Annotated in this window: 10 protein-coding genes; 5 read left to right on the top strand and 5 right to left on the bottom strand. The window is 60.7% G+C overall.

The window, feature by feature from the left end; all coding sequences use genetic code 11:
- Positions 1–191 precede the first annotated feature (191 nt).
- The gene (gene putA, locus ACTJK9_RS09625) at positions 192–4,145 is read right to left on the bottom strand and encodes a trifunctional transcriptional regulator/proline dehydrogenase/L-glutamate gamma-semialdehyde dehydrogenase (RefSeq protein WP_440813537.1); all 3,954 of its coding nucleotides are present in this window, start codon (positions 4,143–4,145) and stop codon (positions 192–194) included.
- A 456-nt stretch (positions 4,146–4,601) separates the two neighbouring features.
- Here putA and putP point away from each other — a divergent pair, with 456 nt between their 5' ends.
- The 5 genes from putP to ACTJK9_RS09650 all read left to right on the top strand — a co-directional run bounded on the left by putP (position 4,602) and on the right by ACTJK9_RS09650 (position 11,225).
- Positions 4,602–6,086 (top strand): sodium/proline symporter PutP, encoded by a 1,485-nt coding sequence (gene putP, locus ACTJK9_RS09630; RefSeq protein ID WP_085611107.1) that lies wholly within the window; start codon positions 4,602–4,604, stop codon positions 6,084–6,086.
- Between the two features lie 290 nt (positions 6,087–6,376).
- Positions 6,377–8,392 (top strand): type VI secretion system Vgr family protein, encoded by a 2,016-nt coding sequence (locus ACTJK9_RS09635; RefSeq protein WP_440813541.1) that lies wholly within the window; start codon positions 6,377–6,379, stop codon positions 8,390–8,392.
- On the top strand, positions 8,337–9,089 hold the full coding sequence (locus tag ACTJK9_RS09640; protein ID WP_440813544.1) for a DUF4123 domain-containing protein: 753 nt from the start codon (positions 8,337–8,339) through the stop codon (positions 9,087–9,089). The genes ACTJK9_RS09635 and ACTJK9_RS09640 overlap by 56 nt, the downstream gene beginning before the upstream one ends.
- Before the next feature lie 328 nt (positions 9,090–9,417).
- Complete coding sequence (locus ACTJK9_RS09645; RefSeq protein ID WP_440813546.1) at positions 9,418–9,729, top strand: hypothetical protein; 312 nt, start codon at positions 9,418–9,420, stop codon at positions 9,727–9,729.
- 656 nt (positions 9,730–10,385) lie between these two features.
- Complete coding sequence (locus tag ACTJK9_RS09650; protein WP_064592982.1) at positions 10,386–11,225, top strand: 23S rRNA (adenine(2030)-N(6))-methyltransferase RlmJ; 840 nt, start codon at positions 10,386–10,388, stop codon at positions 11,223–11,225.
- 49 nt (positions 11,226–11,274) lie between these two features.
- Here ACTJK9_RS09650 and msrA read toward each other — a convergent pair whose 3' ends face one another.
- The 4 genes from msrA to aceF form a co-directional block, all read right to left on the bottom strand.
- Positions 11,275–11,940 carry a peptide-methionine (S)-S-oxide reductase MsrA gene (gene msrA / locus ACTJK9_RS09655; protein WP_074689601.1) on the bottom strand — a complete coding sequence of 222 codons (666 nt, stop codon included), beginning with the start codon at positions 11,938–11,940 and terminating at the stop codon, positions 11,275–11,277.
- A gap of 105 nt (positions 11,941–12,045) precedes the next feature.
- Entirely contained in the window at positions 12,046–14,742 is a 2,697-nt protein-coding gene (locus ACTJK9_RS09660; protein WP_039766525.1) for a putative bifunctional diguanylate cyclase/phosphodiesterase, read from the bottom strand.
- Between the two features lie 238 nt (positions 14,743–14,980).
- The gene (locus ACTJK9_RS09665; protein WP_440813551.1) at positions 14,981–16,378 is read right to left on the bottom strand and encodes an alkaline phosphatase D family protein; all 1,398 of its coding nucleotides are present in this window, start codon (positions 16,376–16,378) and stop codon (positions 14,981–14,983) included.
- 278 nt (positions 16,379–16,656) lie between these two features.
- On the bottom strand, positions 16,657–18,621 hold the full coding sequence (gene aceF / locus ACTJK9_RS09670; protein WP_440813554.1) for a dihydrolipoyllysine-residue acetyltransferase: 1,965 nt from the start codon (positions 18,619–18,621) through the stop codon (positions 16,657–16,659).
- Between the last annotated feature and the right edge of the window lie 9 nt (positions 18,622–18,630).

Consider the following 18,630-nt stretch of genomic DNA (forward strand, 5'->3'; position numbering starts at 1 on the left):
AACGGTGATATTGGAGCCGAGCAGCGGCTTAACAAACTCCACAAAACAAATGTGGGAGCGGGCTTGCTCGCGAAGGCGTCGTGTCAGTCGANTATCAATATCGAATGATCTACCGCTTTCGCGAGCAAGCCCGCTCCCACAGGGGAATTACATTCCAGGCGACCATTGCGATCGCCTGGCGTTACAGCCGTTTAGCCGATGGTCATCAGGCTGGCGTTACCGCCCGCCGCCGCGGTGTTGACGCTCAACGCGCGCTCGATCACCAGACGCTCCAGCGCAATGTTGGTCTCGCCCTGGGACAGGCCCTGAACCCCGACGATGGCGCCGGGACGCTTGGCGATCTGCTGGCAGACCGCACGCAACTGGTCGGAATGGCCGTGATGCAGAACCGCATCGAACACCACGTCGTCCTTGTTCCAGTCGGAAACCAGTTTGATCCGCGCCTGAATTTCCTTCGGCAGGCGTGCGAACAATGCCTTGCTGGTGTCGGATTCCGGCCAGACCGCCGAACCGCCCACCGCCAGTACCGCAGCGAGCTGGGTCAGCAGATCACCTTCGATGTCCGCCAGGCACAGCACGTGTTCGCGTGGCAGGATGGCGTAGCTGTTCTTCTCGCCGGTCGGGCCGGCCAGCACGCGGGTGATACCGCTTTGCGACTGGGCTGCGTACTGCACGCACAGGGTGCTCAGATCGGCGAACTTGTTGCTGTCGGCCCAGGCTTTCAGGGCGGTCAGCGGTTTGCTCATCGCATCGCGCAGACGAACGTCCGGCGCCACGGCAGCATCAGCGCGAGCGAAGGATTGTTCGATGGCATCAGTAGGACGCGTCGACAACAGACGGTACAGGTACAGCGGGCCACCGGCTTTCGGACCCGTACCCGACAGGCCTTCACCACCGAATGGCTGGACGCCAACCACGGCACCCACGATGTTGCGGTTGACGTAGACGTTACCGGCGTTGACGTTGTCGATCACCTTGGCGATGGTCTCGTCGATACGGGTGTGCACGCCGAGGGTCAGGCCGTAACCGGAGGCGTTGATCTGGGCGATCAACTGGTCGATCTCTTTACGCTTGTAGCGCACCACGTGCAGCACCGGGCCGAAGATCTCGCGTTGCAGCTCGTCGAAGCTTTCCAGTTCGATCAGGGTCGGCATGACGAAGGTGCCGCGTTTGACTTCCTCGGTATCGGCGATGGCCACCTGGTACACGTTGCGACCTTTGTCGCGCATGCCCTGGATGTGCTTCTCGATACCGGCCTTGGCTTCGGCGTCGATCACCGGGCCGATGTCTACCGACAGACGCTCCGGGTTGCCAAGACGGCTTTCAGCCATCGCGCCCTTGAGCATTTCGATGACGCGATCGGCGGAATCTTCCTGCAAGCACAGAACGCGCAGGGCCGAGCAACGCTGACCGGCGCTGTCGAAGGCCGACGACACCACGTCAATCACCACCTGTTCGGTCAGTGCCGAAGAGTCGACGATCATCGCGTTCTGGCCGCCGGTTTCGGCGATCAGAGGAATCGGACGGCCCTGGTTGTCGAGGCGACCGGCGATGTTGCGTTGCAGCAGACGGGCGACTTCGGTGGAGCCGGTGAACATCACGCCTTTGACGCGCTCATCGCCAACCAGACCGGCGCCGACGGTTTCACCGCGACCCGGCAGCAGTTGCAGCACGCCTTCCGGAATCCCGGCTTCGAGCAGCAGACGCACAGCTTGTGCGGCGACCAGCGGAGTCTGTTCGGCCGGTTTGGCCAGCACCGGGTTACCGGCGGCCAGTGCGGCGGCAACCTGACCGCTGAAGATCGCCAGCGGGAAGTTCCACGGGCTGATGCACACCACCGGGCCCAGTGGGCGGTGGGCGTCGTTGCTGAAATCGTTGCGTGCCTGCACCGCGTAATAACGCAGGAAGTCGACCGCTTCGCGGACTTCGGCGATGGCGTTGGCGAAGGTCTTGCCGGCTTCGCGGGCCAGCAGGCCCATCAGCGGCTGGATCTCGCCTTCCATCAAGTCAGCGGCACGTTCCAGAATCGCGGCACGTTCGGCCGGCGGGGTGGCCTGCCAGATCGGTGCGGCGTTCAGGGCGCATTGAATGGCGTTGTCGACGTCTTCGACCGTGGCTTCCTGCACATGGCCGACCACGTCACGCAGATCGGACGGGTTCAGCACCGGTGCCGGCGCTTCGTTGCTGGAGGCGCAGCCGAGCATCGGCGCGGCTTTCCAGTTGTTGTGCGCAGTGGCCAGCAGGGCGCAGGACAGCGAGGCCAGACGATGTTCGTTGGCCATGTCGATGCCGGCGGAGTTGGCGCGCTCGGAACCATACAGGTCACGCGGCAGCGGAATGCGCGGGTGCGGCAGGCCGAAACCACCTTCCACGGTTGCCATCTGCTCGATCTGCGCAACAGGATCGGCCACCAGTTCCTGGATCGAAATCGACTGGTCGGCGATGCGGTTGACGAACGAGGTGTTGGCGCCGTTTTCCAGCAGACGACGTACGAGGTACGCCAGCAGGGTTTCGTGGGTGCCGACCGGAGCGTACACGCGGCACGGACGGTTCAGCTTGCCCTCGGAGACTTTGCCTACAACCTGCTCGTACAACGGTTCGCCCATGCCGTGCAGGCACTGGAATTCGTACTGGCCCGGGTAATAGTTCTGACCGGCAATGTGATAAATCGCCGACAGGGTGTGGGCGTTATGCGTGGCGAATTGCGGGTAGATGACTTCCGGCACCGACAGCAGTTTGCGCGCGCAGGCGATGTAGGAAACGTCGGTGTACACCTTGCGGGTGTAGACCGGATAGCCTTCCAGGCCTTCGACCTGGGCGCGCTTGATTTCGCTGTCCCAGTACGCGCCTTTCACCAGGCGGATCATCAGGCGATGACGGCTGCGGCGAGCCAGGTCGATCACGTAGTCGATCACGTACGGGCAACGCTTCTGGTAGGCCTGGATGACGAAACCGATGCCGTTCCAGCCGGTCAGTTGCGGCTCGAAGCACAGGCGCTCGAGCAGATCCAGCGACAGCTCCAGGCGGTCGGCTTCTTCGGCGTCGATGTTCAGGCCGATGTCGTATTGCTTGGCCAGCAGGGTCAGCGACAGCAGGCGCGGGTACAGCTCGTCCATCACGCGCTCGTACTGGGCACGGCTGTAGCGCGGGTGCAGGGCCGACAGTTTGATCGAGATGCCCGGGCCTTCATAAATCCCACGGCCGTGGGACGCTTTGCCGATCGAGTGAATGGCTTGTTCGTACGAGGCCAGGTACTTCTGGGCGTCGTGTTCGGTCAGCGCCGCTTCACCGAGCATGTCGTAGGAGTAACGGAAGCCCTTGGCTTCGAACTTGCTCGCGTTGGCCAGAGCTTCGGCGATGGTTTCGCCGGTGACGAACTGCTCGCCCATCAGGCGCATGGCCATGTCGACGCCCTTGCGGATCATCGGCTCGCCGCTCTTGCCGATGATGCGGCTCAGGGAAGAAGTCAGGCCGGCTTCGTTGTGGGTGGAGACCAGTTTGCCGGTCAGCAGCAGGCCCCAGGTCGCCGCGTTGACGAACAGCGACGGGCTGTTGCCCAAATGCGGCTGCCAGTTGCCGGTGCTGATCTTGTCGCGGATCAGCGCATCGCGAGTGCCTTTGTCCGGGATACGCAGCAGCGCTTCGGCCAGGCACATCAGCGCCACGCCTTCCTGGGACGACAGGGAAAATTCCTGCAACAGGCCCTGAACAATGCCTGCACGACCGCCGGCACTCTTCTGGTTACGCAGTTTTTCCGCGATGGTTGCGGCGAGTTTGTTGGTAGCTTCGGCCATCGGCGCCGGCAGGCGCGCCTGCTCGATCAGCATCGGCACCACTTCCGGCTCGGGGCGACGGTAAGCGGCGGTGATCGAGGCGCGCAGCACCGATTGCGGCAGGATGCTTTCAGCAAATTCGAGGAAGCATTGGTGCGCGTGATCGGTGTGGACTTCACCTGCGTCGTCGGTGTCCTTGGCGGACAAACCGTTCAGCTCGGTCAGGGTTGCACCACCCTCGAGTTTTTCCAGGTAATTGAAAATTGCCTGCTTGATCAGCCAGTGCGGTGTGCGATCAATCGAGGTCGCGGCGGCCTTCAGGCGCTCGCGGGTCGGGTCGTCAAGTTTGACCCCAAGGGTGGTGGTAGCCATATTTTTATCCTCATAGGTGCCGCAGTTGCGCGACAACAGCTGGCGGCAAGATTAGCCGCGAGCCGAAACAGGTGCAACCGGGTGCAACCCTTTTTTGTCGGAATATTCTGCAGCTCGTCAGGAAATAATTTCTGGTACGAAAGTGCTGCTCTCGCTTGGTGCTTTTGCTTCTAGAAAAGCGTTGTCACTGCGTTAAAAGGGAGCAAAAAGCCACTTCCGTAGGATAAATCCGACTGGGTGCAACTAATTCTCAAGAAACTGGTTGCACCTGTTTTGCTTTGTTGCATAGGATTCGCGCCCAAGGTGCAACCGGTGAAACCCGACGCACCGGCCAATGGCTTTCCTGGGGAAACATTGGTCATAAATGCGCGGCCGTGCGAATCGTCTGTCAGACGTCAGTCTGCAAACGGTGCAACCGCCGCCGCTACATAAAAACAAAGCCAGGGCACGTACGTAATGAGCGCAAGCAATCCAACCCTGATCACGTTCGTGATCTACATCGCAGCAATGGTGCTGATCGGCTTCATGGCCTATCGCTCCACCAACAACCTTTCTGACTACATTCTGGGTGGCCGCAGCCTTGGCAGCGTGGTGACGGCATTGTCCGCCGGCGCTTCCGACATGAGCGGCTGGTTGCTGATGGGCCTGCCGGGCGCCATCTACATGTCCGGACTGTCCGAAAGCTGGATCGCCATCGGCCTGATCGTCGGTGCCTACCTGAACTGGCTGTTCGTCGCCGGCCGTCTGCGTGTTCAAACCGAGCACAACGGCGATGCGCTGACCCTGCCGGACTACTTCTCCAGCCGTTTCGAAGACAAAAGCGGTCTGCTGCGCATCATTTCGGCGGTGGTGATTCTGGTGTTCTTCACCATTTATTGCGCTTCCGGCATCGTGGCCGGTGCCCGCCTGTTCGAAAGCACCTTCGGCATGTCCTACGAGACCGCGCTGTGGGCCGGTGCTGCGGCGACGATTGCCTACACCTTCGTCGGCGGTTTCCTCGCGGTGAGCTGGACTGACACCGTACAAGCCACCCTGATGATCTTCGCCCTGCTGCTGACGCCGATCATCGTGCTGCTGGCTACCGGCGGCGTCGACACCACGTTCCTGGCCATCGAAGCACAGGACCCGAGCAACTTCGACATGCTCAAAGGTACCACTTTCATCGGCATCATCTCGCTGATGGGTTGGGGTCTGGGCTACTTCGGCCAGCCGCACATCCTGGCGCGCTTCATGGCTGCTGATTCGGTGAAATCGATCGCCAACGCCCGTCGCATCTCCATGACCTGGATGATCCTGTGCCTGGGCGGCACCGTGGCCGTGGGCTTCTTCGGTATCGCCTACTTCTCGGCGCACCCGGAAGTCGCGGGTCCAGTGACCGAGAACCACGAGCGTGTGTTCATCGAACTGGCGAAGCTGCTGTTCAACCCGTGGATCGCCGGTGTGCTGCTGTCGGCCATTCTGGCTGCCGTGATGAGCACCCTGAGCTGCCAGTTGCTGGTGTGCTCGAGCGCCCTGACCGAAGACTTCTACAAGGCTTTCCTGCGTAAATCCGCTTCGCAAGTCGAGCTGGTATGGGTCGGTCGCGCCATGGTGCTGCTGGTTGCACTGATCGCCATCGCGATGGCCGCCAACCCGGACAACCGCGTGCTGGGCCTGGTGTCCTACGCCTGGGCCGGTTTCGGTGCAGCCTTCGGTCCGGTCGTGCTGATCTCGGTGATCTGGAAGAAAATGACCCGTGACGGCGCTCTGGCCGGCATCCTGGTCGGCGCGATCACCGTGATCGTGTGGAAGCATTTCGAACTGCTGGGTCTGTACGAAATCATCCCGGGCTTCATCTTCGCCAGCCTGGCGATCTACTTCGTCAGCCTGATGGGCCAGCCGAGCGCCGGCATGGTTCAGCGCTTTGAAGCGGCCGAGAAGGACTTCCATCTGAACAAGTGATGGGAATGAGCTGAGGCTCACAAGAAAACGGCCCGCGTCCTACAGGAAGCGGGCCGTTTTTTATTGCCTGCGATTTATCGGGTTCACCCGAGCAACCTGTGGGAGCGAGCAGGCTCGCTCCCACAGGGTTTGGTGATATTTCTGAAAGAAATGTCTGTAGTCGAATGCGCCAATTCTTGAAGGGGAGATCGAAGTTTCAAGTAGGGAAAATCTGATTTTTCAGTCACCCAACCTGCACCCCTTGCCCCTCATGCAGAATCGCCCGCCCTCAATCTGCAGAGAGACATCGGATGTTCGCGCCTGCCAATCAACCGCGTTTCACGTTGACCGTCGAAGGCGCCCAGTTTGACCTCAAAGTCCTTGAGTTCACGGGCAAGGAAGCCATCAGCCAACCCTTCCGTTTTGACCTGGAGCTGGTCAGTGAGCGGCCGGACCTGGATCTGGAAAGTCTGCTGCACTGTCAGGCGTTTCTGAGTTTTGATGAAGACGGTTCCGGTATTCACGGTCAGATCTATCGGGTCGGGCAGGGGGATTCCGGCAAGCGTCTGACCCGCTATCACGTCAGTCTTGTTCCGCGTCTGGCCTATCTGGGTCACCGGATCAATCAGCGAATTTTCCAGCATCAGAGCGTGCCGCAGATCGTGACGCAGATCCTCAAGGATCACGCGATCCTGCGCGATGCCTTTGAATTTCGCCTCGGCAGTGATTACCCGGCGCGTGAATATTGCGTGCAGTACGCCGAGAGCGATCTGGCGTTCATCCAGCGGCTGTGTGCCGAAGTCGGCATTCATTTCCATTTTCAGCACAGTCCCGATGGGCATCTACTCGTATTCGGCGACGATCAAACGGTATTCCCCCGTCTGGCCGAGCCGACGCTGTACCTGCCGGGCAGTGGCATGGCTGCGGCGGCGCCGGCGATCAAGCGCTTCACCGTTCGAGTGGAAACCCGCACCAGTGTGGTCACCCGGCGTGATTACGACTTCACCAAACCCCGGCTGGCGCTGCAAAGTCGCGCCGAAAGCGAGCAGCGCCCGGTGCTGGAGGATTACCACTTTCCCGGCCAGTTCACCGAGCGCGAAACCGGCAAGCAACTGGCCCAGCGCACCCTTGAGCGGCATGTCGCCGACTATCGTCAGGCCGAGGGCCGCAGCGATCAATCTGCCTTGGTCAGTGGACATTTCCTGCAACTGACCGAGCATCCGCGCCAGGATCTGAATGACCTCTGGCTGCTGACTGCGATCGAGCACCGTGGCCGACAGCCGCAAGTGCTGGAGGAATCGGTGACCAGCGACGGTGATGACTTCCAGGGCTACCGTAATACCTTTCTCGCCACACCGTGGGACGTGTTCTTCCGCCCGCCGATGGGCCCGGAAAAACCACGGATGCTCGGCTATCAACCCGCCGTGGTCACCGGCCCGAAAGACAGTGAAATCCATTGCGACGAGTATGGCCGGGTCAAGGTGCAACTGGCCTGGGATCGCGACGGTGAGCTCAATGAGCATTCCAGCTGCTGGCTGAGGGTCGCCAGCGGCTGGGCCCACGACCGTTATGGCAGCGTGCTGATTCCGCGGGTCGGCATGGAAGTGCTGGTGGGGTTCATCGATTCCGATGCCGACAAACCGCTGGTCATGGGTTGCCTGCCGAACGCCGCGACGCCGGTGCCGCTGGATCTGCCGGCCGACAAGACCCGCAGTATTTTCCGCAGCCAGAGCAGTCCCGGCGGCGGGGGCTACAACGAATTGCGCATCGAGGATCGCAAAGGCGCCGAGGAAATTTACCTGCGCGCCCAGCGAAACTGGACCCAGCACGTGTTGAACGATCAGCAGGTGCAGGTCGATAACCAGCGCAGCGTCGTTGTGACCGGTCTCGCCAAGCATGAACTGAAAGCCGATGAGCAGCGCATCACCCACGGCCAGCGCCAGACCGAGGTGAAGCAGGATGACCACCTTACGGTGGCCGGCGACCGGCACATCCGCGTGAGCAATCAGGCGATCAACGCCAGTGCTCAATTCCACGTCAGCGCCGGCCAGCAAGTGGTGATCGACGGTGGTGCGAGCGCGACGATTCAGGCGGGCGGGCAGTGGATCAACATCGGCCCCGGCGGGATCTTCAGCAGCGTGCCGATTGTGGTGGGTGGTGCGCCGATGGCGGCGATGAGTGCGGCGCCGACAGTGCCGGGGTTGCCGGAAAAACTGGCGGCAGCCCCGGCTGCGATTCTGACTGCTGCGCAAATCATGAGCCTGAAAGGTGATGCGCCTTTCTGTGAAGAATGCGAGCGCTGCAAGGACGGTGTCTGTGCAGCCTGATCAATGGTTGAAGGATCAGCCGCTGAAACCCTCGGAGCAGTTGTTCGCGGTTTTCAGCAGCTCGAGTGCGGTAGAACCGCTGAAATCCTGGCCGCTGAAAGCGCAGATGCCGAAACCAGTCTGGGCGGAAACGATCTATGCCGAGTGGGATGTGGTGATGCCCTACGTGGGAATCGTCGACGCGGGCAGTGAGTTCCTGAATTGGGTGGCGACCACGGAGTCTCGCGACTGGGGCTGGCTGGCCGTTTCTTCAGCGGGGCTTGAGGCGGTGGTCGAGCACTTTCGCAGTTTGACTCAGGTGCTCATGCCGGACGGGAAAGCGGTGTTCTTCCGGTTCTGGGATGGGCGGTTTTTGTTGCCGATCCTTGAGTCGTCCGAGGTGGATGCCGGGCAATTGCTGCCGGTCCTCACGCGAGGATTGATCAACGGTCAGACCGTCGAGATCGGGGGCAGGGCGCGGGTCTCGGGTCGGGAGTTTCCTTGGTGCTCAGTGCCGGAAAAGCTGCTGGCGCAATTCGGCGGCGACGCCCGGATCAACAACGCCTTGCAGTGGTTGAGCGAGGAACAGCCGGCGTTGTTCGAGGCGTTTCCCGCCGATGTCTTGCGCTGCAAGGTTGTCAGGTTTTTTGCGGTTTCAGCGTCGGACGAATCGTCGGCTTCGACATTGCTGGACTACTTGCGGGACGAGTCAGAGTGAAATTTCCGGGCAATGGCTTCGGACGTTTCCTGCGAGTTGCGGCGGTTTGCGTGAACTGGTGGGCGCGGTGCTGCGGGGATAGTCTTTGGCTGTCTCCGCAAGTGTGGAGACAGGGCGTAGGAGCCCTGATTTCAGAGCAGTGCATAAGCGTCGTTGCCCGATTTGCGGCAGTCTTCGCTCGACCGTAAGATCCTTTGCGGCGGTTATGCGCGGGCACGCTTCGGCGTGGCTGAGTGCTCTGGTCTCAGTCCTCCTACCCCGCGCATGGCTGCCACCCAATCCGTAGGAGGAAACGGTGGACGTTCACTTCACTACCAGAGGTTAAAAAATGAGCAAGCTTCATCCCGATCCACCCTACGAACCCTTCATCCCCCACCCGAACAACCGTCTCATGGCGCTGACCAGCAACTGCAACGACATGCCCACCCTGTTCATCGACACCCACGCCCCGCTCGATATCCTGATGGACGCCGCCAACTACCGCATCCGCGCGGTGATCCAGGTCCTGGAAAACATGTGCATGCGCGGCTCGGTCGAGTGCGACTCGGTCATCCTCAGCGACTTCGCCCAGCTCTGCGTGATTCCACTGCGTGACGGCTGTGATGTGCTGGATGTGATTGGCAAGCGCTTACGCTCGTAGCTTTAGTAGGCGAGGCATAGCCTGAGACGAGGGAGCTTGTCGGCTCACCGCACCGTACCGCATGAGCGCGCCAAACAAGCTCTCTCCATTTGTTTTTTCAGATTTTTATAACTTCACTCATGAGTTTTCCCTTTGGGCCATCGGTGATCGTAACCCTGACTCTGTCTCCAACGATTACGGACGGCTTTGTTTGCGTTGTTTCCTCCAATGTTCCACCTCCGTTATCAACGGTTACGCTGATGCTGAATGTCTGACCAAACCTCGCATATTTCGGGTGCGGGATTGTGATGTCTTCGACTGACACAACAGTGCCAGTAGCTGATGTGGTAGTAATAGGTTGTGCCATTGATGACGATCCTCTTTGCAATGGATTGAAACATTACAAGCGTTAACGAACGCTGGTCCTGTCACCTGATTAAGTGTTGTTTTCGGCGAGATGGATACTGTCAAAGTTGACAGGTAGAGGCTGTAATTCCATTTAAAAAGAGACCGTTCGTCGTAATCAGGCTAATGTCGCACTGAATTGGTTGGGCGACTCCACTCATTGCAATTCCGTTTTATCAGGGGGCTTTTGAAGGGTTGTCAGCCACTCAGCCCCCAACCCCTGACTTGCCGCCCGGTAAAAGGTAAACTTCACGGCCCTCGCAGGAGCAGCCATGAATTATCGTCACGCCTTCCATGCCGGCAATCACGCCGATGTGTTCAAACACCTGACCTTGACCCGCCTCATCGCCCTGATGTCGCGCAAGGAGCAGCCGTTTGCCTATCTCGACAGCCACGCCGGCATCGGTCTGTATGACCTGCAGGGCGATCAGGCCAACCGTACCGGCGAGTACCTGGAAGGCATCGCGCGCTTGTGGGATCAGCCGGATCTGCCGGCGCTGACCGCCGACTACATGAAGGTGCTGCACGAGATGAACCCGGACGGCCAGTTGCGTTATTACCCGGGCTCGCCGGAGCTGGCGCGGCGTCTGACTCGTTCCCAGGATCGTGTGTTGCTCAACGAGAAACACCCGGAAGACGGCGTGCTGCTCAAGGACAACATGAAGGGCGACCGCCGTGTGGCCGTGCATCTGGGCGAGGGCTGGCACGTGGCGCGGGCGCTGCTGCCGGTGACCGAGAAGCGTGCGGTGATGCTGATCGATCCGCCGTTCGAGAAGCTCGACGAGATGCAGCGTTGTGCGGCGTCGCTGAAAGAGGCGATCTCGCGGATGCGCCAGACCGTGGCGGCGATCTGGTATCCGGTGAAGGATCAGCGTGCGCTGCGTCGTTTCTATCAGGATCTGGCCGGCACCGGTGCGCCGAAGTTGCTGCGGGTCGAGCTGCTGGTGCATCCACTGGATACGCCGAACAGCCTGAACGGCTCCGGCCTGGCGATTGCCAATCCGCCGTGGGGGCTGGAGGAAGAATTGCGTGAGCTGCTGCCGTGGCTGTCCAAGAAACTTGGGCAGACCCAGGGCGGATGGCAGATGGATTGGTTGATCGCCGAGAGCTGATCAACCGTCAATCGCTCCCGCACATAGCGCGGGAGCGATCAGGGCGGGCTTAGTTCCCCGCCAGACTCGGTGGCATGCAAACACCCGTACCGCCAATCCCGCAGTAGCCTTCCGGATTTTTCGCCAGATACTGCTGGTGATAGGCCTCGGCGAAGTAAACGGTCGGCGCCTGTTCAATCTCGGTGCTGATTTCACCCAGACCCGCCTTCGACAGCTCAGCTTGATAAACGGCCTTGCTCTTCAGCGCCGCCTCCAGTTGCTCCGGATGGGTCGCGTAGATCACCGAACGGTACTGGGTGCCGATGTCATTGCCCTGGCGCATGCCCTGCGTCGGGTTGTGCAATTCCCAGAACATCGCCAGCAGCTCTTCGTAGCTGACCTTGGCCTTGTCGAACACCACCAGCACCACTTCAGCGTGGCCGGTCAGGCCCGAGCAGACTTCTTCGTAGGTCGGGTTCGGCGTGTAACCGCCGGCGTAACCGACCACGGTGCTGACCACGCCTTCGCGCTGCCAGAAGCGGCGCTCGGCACCCCAGAAGCAGCCCAGCCCGAAGATTGCGAAGTCGACGTCCTGAAAGAACGGGCCCAGCAACGGCGTCTCGGTGAAAACAAAGTGTTTTTCAGGCAGGGCCATCGGGGTTTCGCGGCCAGGCAGAGCTTGTTCTTTAGTCGGTAGCACGTTCTTGTTCACCAGAATTTCCGAGCGCAGAACCATGATCGTTCCTCTCAGTCAGGATGGGATGTCTATAAGCTGACCCACAGTGTGCCCAATGATGCCCGGTTAATCACCAGGCAAAATGTGCGGATAGTGTCCTGTGGGTTACAGAGAGAGCGGGCCGCGCGGGTAGCGCTTGAGCGCCTGGATCAGCTCGCCGCCCGGAATCGGCCGGTCGAACAGGTAGCCCTGGCCGACGTCGCAGCGGTGCCGACGCAGAAACGCCAGCTGCTCGGCGGTCTCGATGCCTTCGGCCACGACCTTGAGTTTCAGGTTGTGGGCCATGGCGATCACGGCGGAGGTGATCTCCATGTCGTCCTGATTGTCCGGGATTTCATGGATGAAGCTGCGATCGATCTTGATGATGTCGATCGGGAATTTCTTCAGGTAGCTGAGCGACGAGTAACCGGTGCCGAAGTCGTCCATGGCCAGGGTCAGGCCCAGACGCTTGAGCTGGTCGAGCTGCAAGTGGGTATCTTCAGTGGCTTCCAGCAGCAGGCCTTCGGTCAGTTCCAGCTCCAGGAGATTGGCCGGCAGCGCTTCTTCCTTGAGGATGTTGGCGATGGAGGCCACCAGATCCGGGTCGGAGAACTGCTTGGGCGACAGGTTGATCGCCACCTGCAGATTGCCCATGCCCGCAGCGGTCAGCGCTTTGCTCATGCGGCAGGCCTGGCGGGCGATCCACTTGCCGATCGGAATGATCAGACCGGTTTCTTCGGCGACGCTGATGAACTGGTCCGGGCGGATCATGCCGCGCTCCGGGTGATTCCAGCGCAGCAGCGCTTCCATGCCCAGCAGACGACCGCTGCGCAGGCACAGCTTGGGCTGGTAGAACACGTCCAATTCATTCTGGGTCAGAGCGCGGCGCAGGTTGTTCTCAACGAACAGTTTGTAACTGGCCTCGGCGTTCAGCGCTTCGGTGAACACCTGCACCTGATGTTTGCCGTTGGCCTTGGCCTTGTGCAGAGCGAGGCCGGCGTTGCGCATCAGGGTCTGCGGGTCGCGGCCGTGCAGCGGCGCGCAGGCCAGGCCCACGGAGCCGGTGACGCTGATGAGCTGGTTGTCGACGAACATCGGTTTATCCAGCGTCGCCAGCAATTGGTTGGCGATCTGCTGCCCGGTGGCAAGGTCAGTGTCGTCGAGCAACACCGCGAATTCGTTACTGGCGAACCGCGCCAGACTGCCGCTCGGGCTCAGGCTGTTACGCAGGCGCCGGGCCAGGCTGATCAACAGCTTGTCGCCGGTCTGGTGGCCGAGGCTGTCGTTGATCCGCTTGAAGTTGTCGATGTCCACCAGCAGCAGGCTGATCGGGGTATCGCTATCCCGGGCGAAGCGTTCATCCAGATTGCGGATAAATGCAGGCCGGTTGCCGAGGTTGGTCAGGTTGTCGGTGTACGCCAGGCGCTCGATGCGCTGCTGCGCCAGCTTGGTCTGGGTGATGTCTTCGTAGATGCCGATGTAATGCGTCAGCTCACGGTTGTCGCCGTAGACCTTGGAGATCGACAGTTGGCCCCAGTAGGGTTCGAGGTTCTTGCGGCGGCTTTTGAATTCGCCCTGCCAGCTGTTGCTCTTGGCCAGCGCCGAGGGCGCGTCGAACAGCAGCTCGCTTAAGTTTTCCAGGGCTGGCAACTCCGACAGGCGCTGGCCGTGGACTTCCTCGGTGGTGTACTGGGTGATCGCGGTGAAGCTCGGGTTGACGTACTCGACCACGCCGTCGCAGTTGACCAGCAAGAAGGCGTTGGCACTCTGCTCGACCGCGCGCTGGAACAGGTGCAGCGCGCTGGTGGCAGTGCGGCGGTTGTGATTGTTGATGACCTGGGCGAACTGGTCGGCGAGTTCACCGGCAAAGGCGATTTCGTCGGACTGCCAGGCGCGGGTAACGCCGGTCTGCTCCAGGCACAACACGCCGACCACCTGGCCGTCGACGCGGATGCTGGCGTCGAGCATGGCGTTGACGTCGCGCGGGCGCAGGGCTTCGGCCATTTCCCGGGTACGCGGGTCGCGCATCGCGTTGTGCGCGTCGATGGCGCGGCTGCCGTGCAGGGCTTCCATGTAATCGGGGAAGCCGCTGACGTCGATCACCTCCGGCAGGATGTATTCCTGGGTGGCGCGGTGGTACGCCGAAATCGGCACCAGCTTCTGACCTTCGAGGTTCCACAGGCTGGCACAGTCGATTTCGTAGATATCGCAGGCGCAGCGGGTGATCAGCTCGGCAGCTTCCTGGAGGGAGTTCTGGCTGCTGTAGCGCTGGCGGGCCAGCAGCAGGATCAGGTCCTGCTGGGCGCGCACCCGCTCCAGATGCTGCAGTTGTTCCTGCTGGGCACGCTGGTTGAGCTCAAGGGCGATTTGCAGGCGTGAATTCTGGGTTTCAAGGTCGACGGACGGCAGCGAAGGTGCCTCGTCAAACACGTTGTCGACCGCCAGCAGGTAACCGCGCAGCAAGTGGCGGTTGTGCTGTCTGTAGGCTTCACCGAGTTCGAGAATGCTCAGCGCACCGGCGGCGGTGTGCAGGGTGTAGCGCACCAGATAATGCGGGCTGTGACCGAGTTGTTGCTGGATCGCGTCGTGCAGCTGATAACGCGCTTCGGGCTCCATCAGGCTGGCATAGGGCGAGCCGACCAGAGCGCAGAGTTCGACGGCGGGCTGGCCGAACTGGCGTTCACAGTTGGGATCTAGAAACAACATGGCCCAACTGGCTTCATTCAAGCGCTCGAAACGCAGCATGCCGAGCCGCGAGGGCACAGGCAACTGCGTCACTACCTCGGCCACCATACGGCTGGCGGCATCGGGTTGGCTCTTCATGAAGGGAACTCGCTTGGAAATTTGCTGAACGCGCCGGGCTCGCGCCCTCTTTACTGTTGCCTGCGGCAAGGTTGCATCATTGCGGCACTGACTGACAAGAGACATGAAGGCCAAGTGCTATAAGAATATGTCGGCTGCAGTGAACATTTCTCCAGCACCCGCCGGAAACTAATGCTAGCAAGCGTGGAAATGGCCGTTCCAGAGCCCTCCGGCATCCGGAACGGTCGTACCGCTGGATTCATCGCAACGGAATATCGATGGATTGCAGGTGCCTGCCATCCCGATCGTGATAGTTGACCTGGATTCGCCCGGCTTCAACCACCATGTGCGCAAAGTTGTCCTGGCTGACGACCTCGCTGGTCAGTTCGTGCCGGTATTCGCCTGCCTCGGTCTGCGCCAGCGGCTGGTCGAGCGTGAAGGTCGCGGCGGTGGCGTAGGGCAGCAGTTTGCTGTTGCTCAGCGGTGAGGAAACGACCGTGTGCACTTCAAAGTCCGGGTCTTCGCTGTGGGTCAGGCGACTGGTCAGCGAGCCATGCACATCACCGGAAATGAACACGACGTTCCTGATCCGATGCTGGCGGATGATTTCCAGCAGGCGCAGACGCTGTTCGGGGAAGCCCATCCAGGCATCATCGCCGTTCATTTTGCGGTCGGGATAGAACATGACGCTGGTGACTACAAACTTGACCCGCGCCGGGCTATTGATCAACCACTTGCACAGCGCCTGTTCCTGTTCTTCATCGAGGATGCGCCGGTTGTCATTCGACAAGTTGCGGCAAGTTCGACTGTCCGTCACAAACCATTCGATATCGCCATCGCTGAATTGATACCAATAGTGCTTCAGTGTCGTGCGATCAATTGTTCCGCTAGTTGTTGTTGAACAGATCGGGCTATGACTCGCTTGATAAATATCGTAAGTCGCCATTGCGTTGCGATAGAGCGTTTTATCGGACTCATGGGCGTTCATTGGCCAGTTATCTTCTATTTCGTGATCGTCCAGGATCATGTAGGTCGAAGTGCCGGACATCAATCGTCGAATATTAGGCAGGGAAAACGCCGCGCGATACTTTGCAATGAACTCGTCATAGTCGCGATCCGGGGCGAACAGGTTCAAGTCGTCGGCGTAGATCTGATCGCCACACATCATGATTGCGCTGATTGCCGGTTGTGCACCCTCGATCAACTGGCTGATGGACGCGAAGATCCGGTCGCCCAGATGCGGGAGCACCGGGACGCCGGCGGTCATGCGCAGGTAACGGCAGGAGCCGAGGATGTAAGCGCGCGGCTGTAAAGGCTGGCTGCTGCGGGTGCGCAGGCGGTAAATCTCCCGTGGCCATTGCAGCGGCAACTCCGCCACGCTGTGGATGGTGTGGACGGGACTCATCGGGCTGAACCAGCCGGTCTGGTATTCGTATTCGGTGTCTGCCTTCAGATGATCGATTACGAATACTTCCGTCATGTCGCGGGTTGAATCAAGTTTGACAAACTGGGCGGGTTGCCATTGTTTCGAATCCAGTAGCCGGTAACGAATGCCGGCAAATACGGACGCATTATGTTGCAGTCCGCCACGAATGAAAATTCGCGCCTGGTTAGTTGTGGTGTGGCCAATGATCGGGCCGACAGTAGGTTTAAGCATGTTCGAATCCATTCGAATAAGTGTTGGTGATTAATGAAGTTTCCCGGTTTAGTGGTGTAACTTCAGTGCGCCAAGGTTAGTTGCCTGGTGCTGAAAAATATCGATAGGAAGTGGACTTGAGTCGTGGCCTATATCAGCGCAAGTTGTGGGAAAAGTTCGGGCGGCCGTTATTTCAGGCAAAAAAAAGCCCCGCCAAAGTGACGGGGTTGAGGTACGAGCGTGTGGCGCTCGAAAACGTGGAACACGGTCGGCCCTCCGTCGCCGGAGGGCCGAGCGCTTTACAGCAGGATGGTGCGGATGTCCGCCAGCAGGTCGCTCAGGCGCTTGGTGAAGCGTGCAGCAGCGGCGCCGTTGATCACACGGTGATCGTAGGACAGCGACAGTGGCAGCATCAGTTTCGGCTGGAAGGCTTTGCCGTCCCAGACTGGCTGGATGGTTGCCTTGGAAACACCGAGGATCGCCACTTCCGGCGCGTTGACGATCGGCGTGAAGCCGGTGCCGCCAATGTGGCCGAGGCTGGAAATGGTGAAGCAGGCGCCTTGCATCTCGTCCGACGAAAGCTTCTTGGTCCGGGCTTTTTCAGCCAGGGAAGCGGCCTCGGCGGCCAGTTGCAGCAGGCTCTTCTGGTCGACGTTCTTGATGACCGGTACCAGCAGGCCATCCGGGGTGTCGACGGCGAAGCCGATGTTCACGTATTTCTTGCGGATGATCGCCTTGCCGCTTGGTGCCAGCGAGCTGTTGAAGTCCGGCAGTTCCTTGAGCAGGTGTGCGCAGGACTTGAGCAGCAGCGGCAGGATGGTCAGCTTGACGCCGGCCTTCTCTGCGACAGCTTTCTGTGCGGTGCGGAACGCTTCCAGCTCGGTGATATCCGCCGAGTCGAATTGCGTTACGTGCGGCACGTTCAGCCAGCTGCGGTGCAGGTTGGCAGCACCTACCTGCATCAGGCGGGTCATCGGCACTTCTTCGATTTCGCCGAAACGGCTGAAGTCGACGACCGGAATCGGCGGGATGCCCGCGCCACCGGTTGCGCCAGCAGCAGAGGCCGGTGCTTCCTTGGCCTTCTGCATCATGGCTTTGACGTAAACCTGCACGTCTTCTTTCAGGATGCGACCGTGCGGACCGCTGGCGCCGACAGCGCTCAGCTCGACGCCGAACTCGCGAGCCAGTTGGCGCACGGCAGGGCCGGCGTGAACTTTCGCACCAGGCTTGGCTGGAGCAGCGGCCGGAGCGGCAGCAGCAGGAGCAGCGGCAGCCGGAGCAGCAGCGGCTGGTGCCGGAGCGCTCGGAGCAGCGGCGGCAGCTGGAGCCGGGGCAGCAGCCGGGGCGGCGCCTTTGACTTTCAGCTTGAGGATCAGGTCGCCGGTGCCGACTTCGTCGTCCAGCTTGATGGAAACGCTTTCCACCACGCCAGCGGCAGGCGACGGGATTTCCATGCTCGCCTTGTCGGATTCCAGAGTGATCAGCGACTGATCGGCTTCAACGCTGTCGCCAGCCTTGACCAGCACTTCGATGATCTTGGCCTTGCCGGCCGAGCCGATGTCCGGAACGTGGATGTCCTGAACGCTGTCGGCAACCGGTGCGGCTGGCGCGGCGGCCGGAGCCGGCGCAGCGGCAGCGGCTGGAGCAGCAGCCTGGGCCGGAGCGGCCGCAGCAGGGGCTGCAGCACCCGCCACTTCCAGATCCAGGATCAGGTCGCCGGTGCCGACTTCGTCGTTCAACTTGACGCTGATGGCCTTGACCACGCCAGCGGCAGGCGACGGGATTTCCATGCTCGCCTTGTCGGATTCCAGGGTGATCAGCGACTGATCAGCCTCGACGGTGTCGCCGACCTTGACCTGGATCTCGATGATCTGGGCCTTGCCCGACGAACCGATGTCCGGCACGTGCACTTGCTGAACCGAAGCGGCAGAAGGCGCAGCGGCTGGTGCAGCCGGTGCAGGAGCGGCAGCCGGTGCAGCTTCGGCCTTGGCGGCAGGCGCAGCAGCCGCAGCAGGGGCCGCTTGCGCGGCGCCCTCGACTTCCAGCTCCAGCAGTTCGTCGCCTTCTTTCAGGCGATCGCCCAGCTTCACTTTCAGGCTCTTGATGACGCCGGCTTTCGGGGCCGGCACTTCCATGCTGGCCTTGTCCGATTCCAGGGTCAGGATGCTCTGGTCGGCTTCGATACGGTCGCCGACCTTCACAAACAGTTCGATTACTTCACCTTCACCGCTGCCGATGTCAGGTACGCGAATGAGTTCGCTCACAGAGTTTCT

This window comes from Pseudomonas sp. 22082 (assembly GCF_052046055.1).
Lineage (GTDB): Bacteria > Pseudomonadota > Gammaproteobacteria > Pseudomonadales > Pseudomonadaceae > Aquipseudomonas > Aquipseudomonas pharyngis.